The organism is Ciceribacter sichuanensis, from assembly GCF_024055605.1.
Taxonomy (GTDB): Bacteria; Pseudomonadota; Alphaproteobacteria; order Rhizobiales; family Rhizobiaceae; genus Allorhizobium; species Allorhizobium sichuanense.
On sequence record NZ_JAMXLX010000002.1, the window covers coordinates 537,728 to 551,832 of the forward strand.

Below are 14,105 nucleotides of genomic sequence, written 5' to 3' on the forward strand. Positions count from 1 at the left end.
ATAACTCACTTTTACGCCTTCCCGGTTCAGGCTTCCCCGGCCGTCTCGAACAGGACGGCCTCCATGGCCGTCTTCGCATCCACTCCGGACCAGACCACAAACTGGAAGGCTTGGAAATAGGCTTCGCATGCCTCGACGGCACTCGACAGCAGCACCTCGACCTGACGGTTGGTCGGCTCGGCGCCACCGGCGAGCAACAGCGACTGACGGAAGATCACGACGTCCTCCTGGCGCCAGAGGTCGAAATGCCCCATCAGCACCTGGCCATTGATGTGCGACAGGAGGCGGATCACCTCGTTGACGCGGTTTTCGGGAATCTTGAGGTCGAAGGCGGAAGCGACATGCAGCGCCTCGAACTCTTCCATCCAGGAAAAGGAAACATGGTAGTCGGCCCAACGGCCCTGAACAGTCATGGCGATCTCGTCCTCGCCGGACCGTTCGAACGACCAGTCATTAGTCGCAGCGACGAACTCGATCATATCGACCGGGTTGGACTGGCGTTCGAATTCCATTTCCATAAGGCTCATGCATCACCTTCTTGCCGGAATGAATGCGGATATCGAGCGAAAAGCAGCGAATACACACACGACTTTACCGGGAACAACACTAGGAATGATTCCCTATGGACCCCAGGATACTACACTCACCCTGTCCGAAACTTGTGAAGGTCCGCTTCGAATCATCATTTAAAATCAGTGTATAATGGCCCCCACCAAGAACCAGCCCCCGTCGGGCGATTTGGTCGCCGGGCCTGTGGAAAGCGATTGTGGCGAGTGGTGCGAAAGGTGTCATAAACGACTCTGGCCATTGGCTTTTTTCCACCTTCCGGCATGTGGATAAAAAACTGTTAACGGCGCAATCGAGCATGCCCTGACGCGGGGCATAACAGCAGGAACTGAAATGCAAAACGGCCTGCCGCGCTGTTTCGCGACAGGCCGTCGAACCTCGTGAAACCGACCGAAGTCCGGGAGGACCGGAAAATACGGCGGCTTGTGGCCTTACGTCTTGTTACTTCGCCTTCTCGGCAAGCTGAGCCTCGAGCGCCTCGACTCGCTTCAGCAGCGCATCGTTCTCGTCGCGCGCCTTGATCGCCATTTCGCGGACGACCTCGAATTCCTCGCGCTTGACGAGATCCATGCTGTTCATCCAGCGCTCCGCCTGAGCGTGGAAGGCTGTTTCCACTTCCTTGCGCACGCCCTGGGCCGCGCCTGCGGCATCCGTCATGAGCTTGGCGAATTCGTCCATAATGCGGTTAGGCCCGGTCGACATGGCTTTGGCTCCTCTAGCGCCTGATCCCTTGGCCGGCATCGTTTTCCGGCCAGAAGTGAGGTAGGCATTTGCCGTTGCCGTTGCAAGAAGATTCGCGTGCACGCAGACAGGCGCAGACACAACCGCACCAAGATTCCATCTTGACCATGCCACGATCGAACGCCATTTTCCGGCCACATCACCAGAAGGGGCAACCTTGTCGCCAGCCGCAGAACTCCTCTCCATCCTGACCTTTCCGGCCATAGATCCGATTGCCTTTTCCGTCGGCCCGCTGGCGATCCACTGGTATGGCCTCGCCTATGTCTGCGGCATCATGCTCGGCTGGGCGGTCGCCCGCAGCCTGGTGCGCAACGAAAAGCTCTGGCCCGCCAACACGCCCCCCTGCACTGTCGCCCATCTCGACGATTTCCTCGTCTGGGTGGCGATCGGCATCGTTCTCGGCGGCCGGCTCGGCTATATCTTCTTCTACGACCTGTCTTCCGTCATCGCGGATCCCATTCGGGCGATCGAGGTGTGGAATGGCGGCATGTCCTTCCATGGGGGCTTCGCCGGCGCGACACTTGCGATGATCCTGTTTGCCCGCCGCCACACGATCCCGATCTGGAGCCTGTTCGACATCGTCGCCAGCGTCGCGCCGATCGGCATCTTTTTCGGCCGGGTGGCGAACTTCGTGAACGGCGAACTCTGGGGACGGCCATCGAATGTGCCGTGGGCCATGGCCTTCCCGACAGGCGGACCGTTCCCTCGCCATCCAAGCCAGCTCTACGAGGCCCTGCTCGAGGGACTGCTGATGTTCGTCCTCTTGCAGATCATCGGCCGTGCCGGCGGTTTCCGCATGCGCGGACTGGTCACCGGCTGCTTCGTCAGCCTTTATGCCGTGGCCCGTATCACCATTGAATTCTTCCGTGAACCTGATCCGCAACTCGGCTATCTTGCCGGCGGCTGGCTGACCATGGGAATGGTTCTGTCGCTGCCGATGCTGGCCGTCGGCCTGTGGGCTCTGTGGCGCGCGCGCCGCGCGGCCCGCTGAAGCGTGGATGGAGGAGGAACACCAATGACGACCGCACTCGCGGACAAGATCAAGTCGCTGATCCTTGCAGGCGGCCCGATCAGCGTCACGGACTATTTCGCCCTCTGCCTTGCCGATCCGGAGCATGGCTACTACCGCACGCGCAATCCCTTCGGGCGTGCCGGCGATTTCATCACGGCCCCGGAGATCAGCCAGCTTTTCGGCGAGATGATCGGCGTTTTCATGGTGCTCGCCTGGCAGCACCATGGCGAACCGGCCGACGTCCGCCTCGTCGAGGTCGGCCCGGGCCGAGGCACCATGATGGCCGACATGCTGCGGGTCATCTCGCGCCTTGCCCCCCGCCTCTACGAACAGTCCACGGTTCACCTCGTAGAAACCAGTCCCCGCCTGCAGGACGTGCAGCGCCAGACGCTCGTCAGCCACGGCGACAAGGTTCACTGGCACGAGAGCTTCGACGAATTGCCTGATGGCTTCACCCTGCTTGCCGCCAACGAACTCTTCGACGCCATCCCGATCCGCCAGTTCGTGAAGACGCCCTCGGGTTTCCGCGAGCGCATGGTCGGCCTCGATGCCGACGACAACCTTGCCTTCACGCTCGGCGTCGCCACTCTCGACCCGACCATGCTGCCACCGCGCGATGGATCGCCGGCGGATGGAACCGTCTACGAGATCTCGCCGGCGCGCGAAGCCGTGGCGATGACCATCTGCGAGCGGCTGAAAAGAAATCACGGCACGGCGCTCATCATCGACTACGGACACATGGTCACCGGTTTCGGAGACACGCTGCAGGCGGTTCGCGACCATAAGTTCGATCCGCCACTTGCCAGCCCCGGCCTCGCCGACCTGACCAGCCATGTCGATTTCGAACATCTGGCCCGTTGTGCGCTCGCAGCCGGCGTGCACGTCAATGGCTGCCTTCATCAGGGCGACTTCCTGGTGGCGCTCGGCATCGAGGAGCGCGCATCCTCGCTGGGCCGCGACAAGGACGCCAGGACCCAGCGTGACATCGTTGAAGCCGTCCAGCGGCTCGCCGGCTCCGGTGAGGGAATGATGGGGGAACTGTTCAAAGTGCTCGCCCTTTCCAGCCCCACAATTTCGGTCCTGCCCTTCAAATCCGGCAATTGACATCGACTGCGGCGATGGCCAACATCACGCGGATCGCCGCGCCGAAAGAACAGAAATTCCGCTTTTATTTCAATGCGGGAACAGGCGTACCGAATCCGGGACCGCCGCGACGGAGACCCTCATGCCGATGAATGCCGCACCAGAGCCAATTGAAAGCCCCCTGCTCGCCGAAGGTGCCGGCAGCGGTATACGGCATGGTTACTTTACCCGGCAGGGCGGCATTTCCGATGGCATTTACGCCGGCCTCAATGTCGGACTCGGCTCGCGCGACGATCCGGAAAAGGTGCGCGAAAATCGCCGCCGCGTCGCCGAGTGGTTCGCGCAGCCGGCCCAGAAGCTCGCAACCGTTCATCAGGTGCATTCGCCCGATGTCATGGTGGTAGATGCGACCTATAACGGGGAACGGCCGGAAGCCGACGCGCTGGTGACAGCCACGCCGGGCATCATCCTCGGCGTCCTGACGGCGGATTGCGGGCCGGTACTGTTCATGGACCCGGAAAGCGGCGTGATCGGCGCAGCGCACGCCGGGTGGAAGGGCGCGCTGGGCGGCGTTCTGGAAAATACCATCGACGCCATGGAAAGCCTCGGCGCACGCCGCGAGACCATTCGCGCCTGCCTGGGCCCCTCGATCAGCGCCCGCAATTATGAGGTTGGTCCCGAATTCGTCGAGCGCTTTCTCGCTCAGGATCCCACCTTCGACGCCTTCTTCTCTCCTTCGGAGCGGGCCGGCCATGCGATGTTCGACCTGCCCGGCCTGACCGTCCGTCGCCTCGCCAATGCCGGCATCAAGGCGCAGAGCCTCGATTTCTGCACCTATGCCGACCCGCAGGCCTTTTATTCCTATCGCCGCACCACCCATGCCGGCGAACCGGACTACGGAAGACAGATTTCTGCAATCGCCATCCTGGAGAAATGACATGGCCCTGCAGTTCGAACCGACCGAGTATGCGGATCGCCTTTCGCGCCTGACGGCCAGCATGGCCAAGCAGAAGCTGGACGCGGTTCTCCTGTTCGCCCAGGAAAGCATGTACTGGCTGACCGGCTATGACACCTTCGGCTATTGCTTTTTCCAGACCCTCGTCGTCAAGGCGGACGGCTCCATGACGCTCCTGACGCGCTCCGCCGACTTGCGTCAGGCCAAGCATACCTCGACCATCGAGAACATCGTGGTCTGGGTCGATCGTATGAACGCCGATCCGAGCGTCGACCTGCGCAACCTTCTGAGCGAGATGGACTTGCTCGGCGCCCGCATCGGCATCGAATACGACACCCACGGCATGACCGGTCGTGTCGCCCGTCTGCTCGACCACCAACTCACCAGTTTCTGCGAGATTGTTGACGCATCCTATCTCATCAGCGAATTGCGCCTTGTGAAGAGCCCGGCGGAAATTGCCTGCGTCGAACGCGCGGCCGCCCTTGCCGATGACGCGCTTGATGCCGCGCTGCCGTTGATCAAGGCCGGCGGCGACGAAGCCGCAATCCTTGCGGCCATGCAGGGCGCCATCCTTGCCGGCGGCGGAGATTACCCGGCCAATGAATTCATCATCGGTTCGGGCCCCGACGCCCTGCTCTGCCGCTACAAGGCAGGCCGCAGAACTCTTTCCGAAAACGACCAGCTGACACTGGAATGGGCAGGCACGGCGGCGCATTATCATGCGGCCATGATGCGCACGATCATCATCGGCGAACCGAGCCCGCGCCATCGGGAGCTCTATTCCGCCTGCCACGAGGCCATCAAGGCGATCGAGCAGGTGCTGAGGCCGGGCTACACCTTCGGCGACGTCTTCGACACCCATGCCCGTATCATGGACGAGCGCGGCCTTGCCCGCCACCGGCTGAATGCCTGCGGCTATTCGCTCGGCGCCCGCTTCTCCCCCTCGTGGATGGAACACCAGATGTTCCACACCGGCAACACACAGCAGATCGTTCCTGACATGTCGCTGTTCGTCCACATGATCATCATGGACAGCGAACGCGAGACGGCAATGACGCTGGGACACACCTATCTCACCACCGCCACCGCGCCCCGCCCGCTTTCCCGTCACTCGCTGGAGCTCATAATCCGCTGACTCCCTGCAAAGCCGGACCATCCACAGCCCCGCCCTCGCCGCCATAAGGATTTGCTAGGATTTGATCCGTATTCTCCTCAATTGCACGGAGGTGACTTGAGGACGGTTGCGCAAGATGAAACTTCCACGGAAGGCGATGACAGGCATTATGGCGGCGGCCATGCTGACGGCGTGCAATACGTCGGAAGTCCTGACACCGCCAATGGAAGTGGGCGACGGCGGCCAGCCGGTGACCGACAAAAATCTCTCTCTCGCAAGCCAGTCCGGCGGCTCCTACAATTCCTCGACGGCGTCCTATCCCGTCGAAAGCAGCTCCCTTTCCGCAAGCAGCTATTCACCTGGCCCGCAGAACACGCTGGAAGCCCAGGCAGCCGCCTTGCAGTACGGCCATAATCCCGTCGCATCGGCTCCGCTGGCGGGCGATCCCGGTAGCTATCCCGAAGCTCCGTCCGCCTCGTACCAGCAGCAGCCACAGCAGCCCATGCCGCAGCAACAACCAATGCAGTCGCAGCCTGCGGCCGTCCAGCAGCCCATGCCCGCCGCTCCGGCAAATGTCGCGGCGCTTCCGCCGGCCGCTGCCGCCGGCACCATCCGTTTCCTGCCAATCATCGGCGCTCCGGTCCAGGCCGTCACTCCGCTGTCGCGCCAGCTTGGCGCCGAAGCCCGCGCCCGAGGGCTCACCATCAAGCCCGCCTCCGACCCAGCCAGCGAGCATATCCTGAAAGGTTATTTCTCGGCCTTCGGCGATGGCGGCAACGTGACCATCGTCTACGTATGGGACGTTCTCGACGCCAGCGGCGGCCGGTTTCACCGCATCCAGGGACAGGAGACGCTGAAGTCAGCTTCGAAGGATCCGTGGGAAGCCGTGCCCGCTTCCCTCATGCAGCAGATCGCCACAAAAACCATCGGCGAATACGTGAATTGGCGCGACAGCCAGCGTGGTTGATGCAACGCGGTCACATAGTTTTCACGAAAAAGGTTCTCATTATCGTCAAGCCTCTTGCATTCGAGCTTGAGGGCGCTAAAAAGCGCCCATTCTCAGCAGGGCAATAGGCGGGCCAAAATGAAGGTATTCGCAGGTAACTCGAACCGGCAACTTGCCGAGGCAATCTGCAATTATCTCAACGTACCACTCGGGAAGGCCAGCGTAAGACGCTTTGCAGACCAGGAAATTTTCGTAGAGATTCAGGAAAATGTGCGTGGCGAGGACGTTTTCGTCGTCCAGTCGACAGCTTTTCCGGCCAATGACCACCTGATGGAACTGCTGATCATGATCGATGCCTTCCGGCGTTCGTCGGCACGGCGCATCACGGCGGTCCTTCCCTACTTTGGTTACGCCCGTCAGGATCGCAAACCCGGCCCGCGCACCCCGATTTCCGCAAAACTCGTCGCCAACCTGATCACCGAAGCCGGCGCCGACCGCGTTCTGACCCTCGACCTTCATGCCGGCCAGATCCAGGGCTTCTTCGATATCCCGACCGACAATCTCTATGCCATTCCGATCCTCGCCCGCGACGTCAAGGAACATTACGACCTGAAGAACGTCATGGTCGTCTCCCCCGACGTCGGCGGCGTCGTGCGCGCCCGTTCGCTGGCAAAGCGTCTCGACTGTCTGCTTGCTATCGTTGACAAGCGCCGCGACCGCCCCGGTGAATCCGAAGTCATGAACGTCATCGGCGACGTGACCGGCAAGGACTGTATCCTGATCGACGACATCGTCGACTCAGGGGGCACGCTCTGCAACGCCGCCGAAGCGCTCCTGAAGCACGGCGCGACCAGCGTTACGGCCTACATCACCCACGGCGTCCTGTCCGGCGGCGCCGTAACCCGCGTCGCATCTTCCAAGCTGCGGGAACTGGTCATTACGGACTCGATCCAGCCGACGACCGCTGTCCAGTCGGCCCACAATATCCGCGTGCTGACCACAGCCACCCTGCTCGGCGAAGCCATCAACCGGACGGCCGCCGAAGAGTCGGTTTCCAGCCTGTTCGACTGATCGTTTCGATATTCGCATTCAACAGAAAGCCCGCGACTCGAATGAGACCGCGGGCTTTCTGCTTATCGGGGATATTCCAGCACTCAGGTCTTCACCATCGGCACCGGGCAAGCCTCGCCGCCGGAAAACAGCCGGGAGCGTGTCAGGAAACGCCGCTCGCGGCCATTGTCCAGCGAGAACATACCGCCTCGCCCGTCGACCACATCGATGATGAGCTGTGTGTGCTTCCACACTTCGAACTGGCTACCGCTGATATAGAACGGCACGCCGCCGATCTCTCCGAGCTTCACGTCGGTTTCGCCGACACGATATTCGCTCACCGGATAGCACATCGGCGAGGAACCATCGCAACACCCTCCCGACTGGTGGAAAAGAATGTCGGGATGGTCCGCCCTGATTTCATCGAGAAAGGCAAGCGCCGCCTCGGTGGCGAGAACACGTGGCTCTGAATTGTCTGATTGATCGATCATCCGTTTTCTCCGCCATGGCACGTCGCGCAAGGTGGTGGAACGGCTCGCAACGACACGCGGCAAAACACGCTTTCGAAGCACGGACGTAGGTCTTAGCGACCGCGCCGCGCTTCAAATAAGGAACCCTCCCCCCGGTTCGGGCGGGGAGAGGGTGAAAGAAGAACGAAGGTGGGAAGAGGCCCGTTCTTCTTCGGGTAGGACGCGGATATCAGAAGAAACCAAGAGCCTTCGGGCTGTAGCTGACGAGCATGTTCTTGGTCTGCTGATAGTGATCGAGCATCATCTTGTGGGTCTCGCGGCCGATACCGGACTGCTTGTAGCCGCCGAAGGCCGCATGGGCCGGATAGGCGTGGTAGCAATTGGTCCAGACGCGGCCGGCCTGGATGTTGCGACCGAAGTGGTAGCAGGTGTTGGCATTACGGCTCCACACCCCGGCACCGAGGCCGTAGAGCGTGTCGTTGGCGATTTCGAGCGCTTCCGCCTCATCCTTGAAGGTGGTGACGGAAACGACCGGTCCGAAGATCTCCTCCTGGAAGATCCGCATCTTGTTGTTGCCTTCGAACACGGTCGGCTTGACGTAGTAGCCACCGGCCAGATCGCCGGAAAGCTCGTTGCGGTAACCACCGGTCAACACCTTCGCGCCTTCCTGCTTGCCGATATCGATGTAGGACAGGATCTTCTGCAGCTGTTCGCTGGAAGCCTGTGCGCCGATCATCGTAGACATGTCCAGCGGGTCGCCCTGCCGAACAGCCTCGACGCGCTTGACGGCCTTTTCCATGAAGCGGTCGTAGATCTTCTCATGCACCAGCGCACGGCTCGGGCACGTGCAGACTTCGCCCTGGTTGAGGGCGAACATGGCAAAGCCTTCCAGAGCCTTGTCGAGGAAGTCATCGTCTTCCGCCATGACGTCGGCAAAGAAGATGTTCGGCGACTTGCCGCCGAGTTCCAGCGTCACCGGGATCAGGTTCTGGCTGGCATACTGCATGATCAAGCGACCGGTCGAGGTTTCCCCGGTAAACGCGATCTTGGCAATCCGCGGGCTGGTCGCGAGCGGCTTGCCGGCTTCGAGACCGAAACCGTTGACGATGTTGAGAACGCCCGGCGGCAGAAGGTCTGCAATCAGGTCTGCCAGAACGAGGATCGAGGCAGGCGTCTGCTCGGCCGGCTTCAGAACCACGCAATTGCCTGCGGCAAGCGCCGGAGCGACCTTCCAGGCGGCCATCAGGATCGGGAAGTTCCACGGAATGATCTGGCCGACGACGCCGAGCGGCTCATGGAAGTGATAAGCGACGGTGTCGTGGTCGATTTCGCCGATCGAGCCTTCCTGAGAGCGAACGCATGCGGCGAAGTAGCGGAAGTGGTCTATGGCGAGCGGAATGTCGGCCGCCATGGTTTCGCGCAGCGGCTTGCCATTGTCCCAGGTTTCGGCGCGCGCCAGAAGCTCGAGATTGGCTTCCATGCGGTCGGCGATGCGGTTGAGAATGTTGGAGCGTTCGGCGACCGAAGTGCGGCCCCACTTGTCCTTGGCGGCATGCGCAGCATCAAGCGCGAGGTTGATGTCGTGTTCGTCGGAGCGGGCGACTTCGCAAAGCTTGCCGCCGGTCACAGGCGTCGTGTTGTCGAAGTAGCGACCGTTCACCGGCTCGCGCCATTCACCACCGATGAAGTTGCCGTATCTGAGCTTGAACGGCGTTTCCGCAATGGTCTGAACCTGAATGTTCATCTGTATTCCTCCCTTGTCAAAGGTCCCTCCTGGACCCGATGAGAGGATGATCGCGATGAAAGAGGACTTGCGAAAGTGGCGCCAGCCGATACCGCAGCGCACACTGTTTCACTTATGATACAGCGGTCGCTAACATGCGTACCGCTGTATCGGCCGCATCACTGCAGCGAGAAGCGCTTCATCTTCCTGTGAAGGGTCGCACGGCTGATACCCAGCACCTGGGCTGCCTGAGAAACATTGCCGTTGGTGCGCGAGAGCGCCCGCCTGAGCGCCGCCCGTTCGGCATCGTCGAGATCGGAATTCGCCTCGCCCCTGTCCTCGCTCAACGCATCCGCCGCAGGAATGCCCTGCGCGATCAACTGGTCGTCCAGCCTGAGCGCCACGCGTGCAGCCTTGGTCGCACCGAGAATCAGATCGTCGTGATCGACGGCAAGAAGAGCCGAGGCGGCAGCACCCGCTGTTGGCACCATAACGATGCGGGCAGACGGGAACGCCATCCGGAAAAGGCTCATCTCCACGCGCGCGGCAACGTCGCGAACGGCCTGCGAAAGGATCGCGAGCGTCATGTCCGTCACATCCTGGCGGCATGTGGAGATGTCGAGAGCTGCCGTCACCCGGCCGAGATGATCGCGGATCGGCGCGGTCGCGCAGCTCAACGTGGTATTCGAACTCAGGAAATGCTGATCACCGTGAATGACGACATGTCGTTCGTCGGCAAGAGCGGTACCGATACCGTTAGTGCCCACGCTCGCCTCGCTCCAGACATTCTGCTGCCAGAGGCCGAGGCCGTGGAAATCGGCATCGTCGCCGGCTGCACCGCGCCGGTCGAGTACGATGCCGTTCCTGTCGGACAGTACGAGGCAGCACCCGGAGCGACCGACGGTCTGGTAGAGACGGTCGAATTCGTCGGCACAGGCATGAATGAGGTGCTCCATCTTTTCGCGAGCCTCGCGAAAGACGATATCATCGACCTGCACCGGCTTGCGCCCCTCTTCGGGCTGCAACTGGTGAAGGTTCAGGCAGCGTCGCCACGATGCTGCAATAGGCGAACTTGCAGCCGCCGAATTCTGTGAGGCGGTCGCATAGACCAAGTCCGAATGACTCGTTTCCCGGCGCATGTGCTCCTCCCAAAGCTTTAGTATATTGTGCCAGCGCAGGAGGAATCTTTCAATCAGCGTGTCATGAAACAAGGCACGGCAAGATTTCACATCCCGATCTGTCGCAATATTGCGTCATAACGAGGATGGATTGCACAGACCTGTCATCAGGCAGCTAGGTTGACCAGAGCTTCGATCACCGCCTTTGGTTCAGGCTTGCCATAATAATAGCCCTGAACCTGATTGCAGCCTTCCGCTTTCAGGAAACGAAGGTGCTCCTCGCTCTCCACCCCTTCAGCAAGCACGGGAATGTCGAGGCTTTCCGCAAGAATGAGGGTCGAGCGGACGATCGCCGCGGACTGGCGGTTGGTGGCCACGTGATCGATGAAGGCCTTGTCGATCTTGATCTTGTCGAAGGGAAAGAGCTGCAGGGTCGAGAGCGAAGAATATCCCGTGCCGTAGTCGTCCATGGCGATCTTCACGCCAAGCGCCTTGAGCTGGCGGATGATGTTCAGGGCGTGTTTCTGGTCGGCAATAATGCCGGACTCGGTAATTTCGAGTTCGAGCCGGTCAGGCGACAGGCCGGTCTCGTGCAACACCTTGAGAACCCGCGCCGGCAGGTTGCTGTTTGCAAGCTGTTGCGGCGCAACGTTGACGGCAATAGTAAACGGCTTACGCCATTGCACCGCCTCCCGGCAGGCCTCACGCATCGCCCATTCGCCAAGCTCTACGATGAAGCCGGTCTTCTCCGCGATCGGAATGAATTCGATCGGCGAGATACGTCCGCGAACAGGATGATTCCAGCGCATAAGCGCCTCGAAGCCGATGATTTCCCCCGTGCGGGTGTCATTTTGCTGCTGATAGAAGAGCTCGAACTCGCCCCGCTGCAGACCGACGCGCATGTCCATGGCCAGCGCATTCCGCTCCCGGGCCGCCTGATCCATCGAGGTATCGTAGAAGCAGACATTGTTGGAACCGGCCGCTTTTGCGCGATACATGGCGACATCCGCCTGGGCCATGACGTCGTCAACCGTCTCCCCGTTGTCGGGGAAGCTGGATATGCCGATGCTGGTCCCGATCCCGAACACCTGCTCCTTCCACGCGATCGGCTGGCTGATCTCCCGAATGATCCGCTGGGCAAGCTGTGAGGCATCGTTGCGATTGAAATGACGAACGGAAACCATGACGAACTCGTCACCACCCATTCGGGCCAGGAACTCTCCGTCCTTGAGCGTCGCCGACATCCGCGCGGAGATGGCTCGCAGCACATGGTCGCCAGCCGCATGCCCATGCACGTCGTTGATCTCCTTGAACCGGTCGAGATCGAACGACAGCACGGCAATGCGGGCGGAACCCGCGTCGGGGCGTTCGATCATGTGGCCGATATGCTCCATGAAGGCGGCGCGGTTGGGCAATCCGGTCAGGGCGTCGTGCAGGGAAAGGTGCCGGTAGCGCTCGACGGTCGCAAGCGTCGCCTGCTGGTCGATTGCGTAGGTGGCTGCCCCCAGCGACAGGATGACGAGGGTGATCGCGACCACGACGACCGAAAGCATACCTTCATGAAGCACACCCGTCGGCATGCCTGCGTCAGCATTGGGAACAACGGTCAGGCCGGTCATCCCGGTAAAATGCGTGGCAAGGATCGTCAGGATCAGGAAAGCTCCGCCACCATAGGTGCAGAAGCGGCTGAACGGCCTTGCCACGCGATTGGTGGTCATCGCGCCAAATACGGCCGCAAGCACCAGAGACGCATAGACATAACGAGCGTCCCAGACCAGATCCGCCTGCAACTGATAGGCCGACATGCCGAGATAGTGCATCAGCGCGATGCCAAGCCCGACGACCGCACCGCCCACCTCCACCAGCAGGCTGCGCTGCGAGAGCGAAGCGATGGCAAAGCCGGCACCCGTGGTGGCGATGGCGCTTGCCAGAGAAAGAAGAGTGATGACCGGTTCATAGCCGCTGACAACGCCGGCCTGATATCCCATCATCGCAACGAAATGGGTCGTCCAGATCGATGATCCGCCGATGATCGCGCTCAGCGCCAGCCAGCTCAGCCGCACGACACCGCGATTGTTGCGTGCCCTGGCAAAGAGCCTTACGGTCAGAAACGAACCGAGTATGCAGATAAACAGCGCCGCCACGAGCGACAGAAAGTCGTGCTCGACGGCGATGCAGGTGATGACATTGAGCATGAAGTTCGGCCCGAGGATCCGTTATTAAGATCGGGCTCAATTATCATCCATCAATTTCCAAATGCTTGTCGGAAATGGTTAGCAGGCTGCTGATTGGCTGAACGCCAGGCGTACGCGGGCCGGAATGTCGCAGGAATGATGCAAAAAGCCCGGAAAGCCTTGCCTTGGCGGGCCGCCTGTATTATAGCGCCCCCGTCCGCGTAGACACCCTTGGAGGCAACGCGGATGAGGCGTTTTTAACTCCTCGGGTTCCCGGCTGGCGATTATCTCTAAGAAGCGCCCGCGTGAACCTCTCCAAATAACCTCGAAAGGAATAGCCATGAGCCACGCAACTTACGAGCTCAAGGCCGAGGCGCGCGAACGGGTTGGTAAGGGGTCCTCCCGTGAACTTCGCCGCAACGGTTTGATTCCCGCTGTCATCTATGGTGACAAGCAGGCCCCCATCTCTATCGCGATCAACACCAACGAGGTGACGAAGCGCATCCACGCCGGCGGTTTCATGACCACCGTTGCCGTGATCGACGTCAACGGCGAGAAGATCAAGGTCCTCCCGAAGGATTATCAGCTCGATCCGGTTCGTGACTTCACGATGCACATCGACTTCCTGCGCGTCTCGGCAAACAGCCGCGTTACCGTTGAAGTTCCGGTTCACTTCGTCAACGAGGAACAGTCTGCCGTCAAGATCGGCGGTGTTCTGAACATCGTTCGTCACGAAGTCGAGCTGCTCTGCCCGGCCGACAACATCCCGGAATTCATCACGGTTGACCTCGCTGGCCACAAGATCGGCGACAGCCTCCACATCTCGCATGTGAAGCTTCCGGCTGGCGTTACTCCGGTCATCACCGACCGTGACTTCACCATCGCGACGATCGTCGCTCCGGCTGGTGGCGTCGACGAAGCTGCTGCTGCAGAAGCCTGATATCTTCTGCAAAGCCATCAATACGATCCCGCCTCATCGAGGCGGGATTTTTTTGCCCGCTTTTCTGCGCAGCTTCGCAGATGCACAATATTTTGATGCGCCGCTTTAGCGCTATTTAACATTTTTGTGTAAGCGTCCCGATAGCAGGGGCACACAGGGGGCATGCAATCGTGGCGATCGGAACGTGCGGTCCGATAACGGACAGGAATTGA

At 60.8% G+C, this 14,105-nt stretch carries 13 protein-coding genes; 7 read left to right on the forward strand and 6 right to left on the reverse strand.

What is annotated here, in order from left to right; all coding sequences use genetic code 11:
- Window positions 1-26 precede the first annotated feature (26 nt).
- Window positions 27-527: a type III secretion system chaperone family protein gene (locus NBH21_RS08870; protein ID WP_099058441.1), complete on the reverse strand. Its 501-nt coding sequence runs from the start codon at window positions 525-527 to the stop codon at window positions 27-29.
- 481 nt (window positions 528-1,008) lie between these two features.
- The gene (locus NBH21_RS08875; RefSeq protein ID WP_250915844.1) at window positions 1,009-1,269 is read right to left on the reverse strand and encodes an accessory factor UbiK family protein; all 261 of its coding nucleotides are present in this window, start codon (window positions 1,267-1,269) and stop codon (window positions 1,009-1,011) included.
- 196 nt (window positions 1,270-1,465) lie between these two features.
- Here NBH21_RS08875 and lgt point away from each other — a divergent pair, with 196 nt between their 5' ends.
- From lgt to NBH21_RS08905, 6 genes are all read left to right on the forward strand, one after another.
- On the forward strand, window positions 1,466-2,299 hold the full coding sequence (gene lgt / locus NBH21_RS08880) for a prolipoprotein diacylglyceryl transferase (protein WP_250915843.1): 834 nt from the start codon (window positions 1,466-1,468) through the stop codon (window positions 2,297-2,299).
- Between the two features lie 24 nt (window positions 2,300-2,323).
- Entirely contained in the window at window positions 2,324-3,424 is a 1,101-nt protein-coding gene (locus NBH21_RS08885; protein WP_250915842.1) for a class I SAM-dependent methyltransferase, read from the forward strand.
- A gap of 121 nt (window positions 3,425-3,545) precedes the next feature.
- Window positions 3,546-4,340 carry a peptidoglycan editing factor PgeF gene (pgeF, locus tag NBH21_RS08890; RefSeq protein WP_250915841.1) on the forward strand — a complete coding sequence of 265 codons (795 nt, stop codon included), beginning with the start codon at window positions 3,546-3,548 and terminating at the stop codon, window positions 4,338-4,340.
- Between the two features lies 1 nt (window position 4,341).
- Window positions 4,342-5,493 carry a M24 family metallopeptidase gene (locus NBH21_RS08895; protein ID WP_250915840.1) on the forward strand — a complete coding sequence of 384 codons (1,152 nt, stop codon included), beginning with the start codon at window positions 4,342-4,344 and terminating at the stop codon, window positions 5,491-5,493.
- Between the two features lie 115 nt (window positions 5,494-5,608).
- Window positions 5,609-6,439 (forward strand): hypothetical protein, encoded by an 831-nt coding sequence (locus NBH21_RS08900; RefSeq protein WP_250915839.1) that lies wholly within the window; start codon window positions 5,609-5,611, stop codon window positions 6,437-6,439.
- Between the two features lie 117 nt (window positions 6,440-6,556).
- Complete coding sequence (locus NBH21_RS08905) at window positions 6,557-7,489, forward strand: ribose-phosphate pyrophosphokinase (protein WP_250915838.1); 933 nt, start codon at window positions 6,557-6,559, stop codon at window positions 7,487-7,489.
- 83 nt (window positions 7,490-7,572) lie between these two features.
- Here NBH21_RS08905 and NBH21_RS08910 read toward each other — a convergent pair whose 3' ends face one another.
- The 4 genes from NBH21_RS08910 to NBH21_RS08925 form a co-directional block, all read right to left on the reverse strand.
- On the reverse strand, window positions 7,573-7,959 hold the full coding sequence (locus NBH21_RS08910; RefSeq protein WP_250915837.1) for a DUF779 domain-containing protein: 387 nt from the start codon (window positions 7,957-7,959) through the stop codon (window positions 7,573-7,575).
- A gap of 208 nt (window positions 7,960-8,167) precedes the next feature.
- Window positions 8,168-9,682, reverse strand: a complete 1,515-nt coding sequence (gene adh / locus NBH21_RS08915) for an aldehyde dehydrogenase (RefSeq protein WP_250915836.1) — start codon at window positions 9,680-9,682, stop codon at window positions 8,168-8,170.
- Between the two features lie 158 nt (window positions 9,683-9,840).
- On the reverse strand, window positions 9,841-10,800 hold the full coding sequence (locus tag NBH21_RS08920; RefSeq protein WP_250915835.1) for a helix-turn-helix domain-containing protein: 960 nt from the start codon (window positions 10,798-10,800) through the stop codon (window positions 9,841-9,843).
- Window positions 10,801-10,946: 146 nt separating this feature from the next.
- Entirely contained in the window at window positions 10,947-12,974 is a 2,028-nt protein-coding gene (locus tag NBH21_RS08925) for a putative bifunctional diguanylate cyclase/phosphodiesterase (RefSeq protein WP_250915834.1), read from the reverse strand.
- A gap of 319 nt (window positions 12,975-13,293) precedes the next feature.
- Between NBH21_RS08925 and NBH21_RS08930 the strand changes: the two genes are divergently transcribed.
- Window positions 13,294-13,893 (forward strand): 50S ribosomal protein L25/general stress protein Ctc, encoded by a 600-nt coding sequence (locus NBH21_RS08930; RefSeq protein ID WP_250915833.1) that lies wholly within the window; start codon window positions 13,294-13,296, stop codon window positions 13,891-13,893.
- Window positions 13,894-14,105 lie beyond the last annotated feature (212 nt).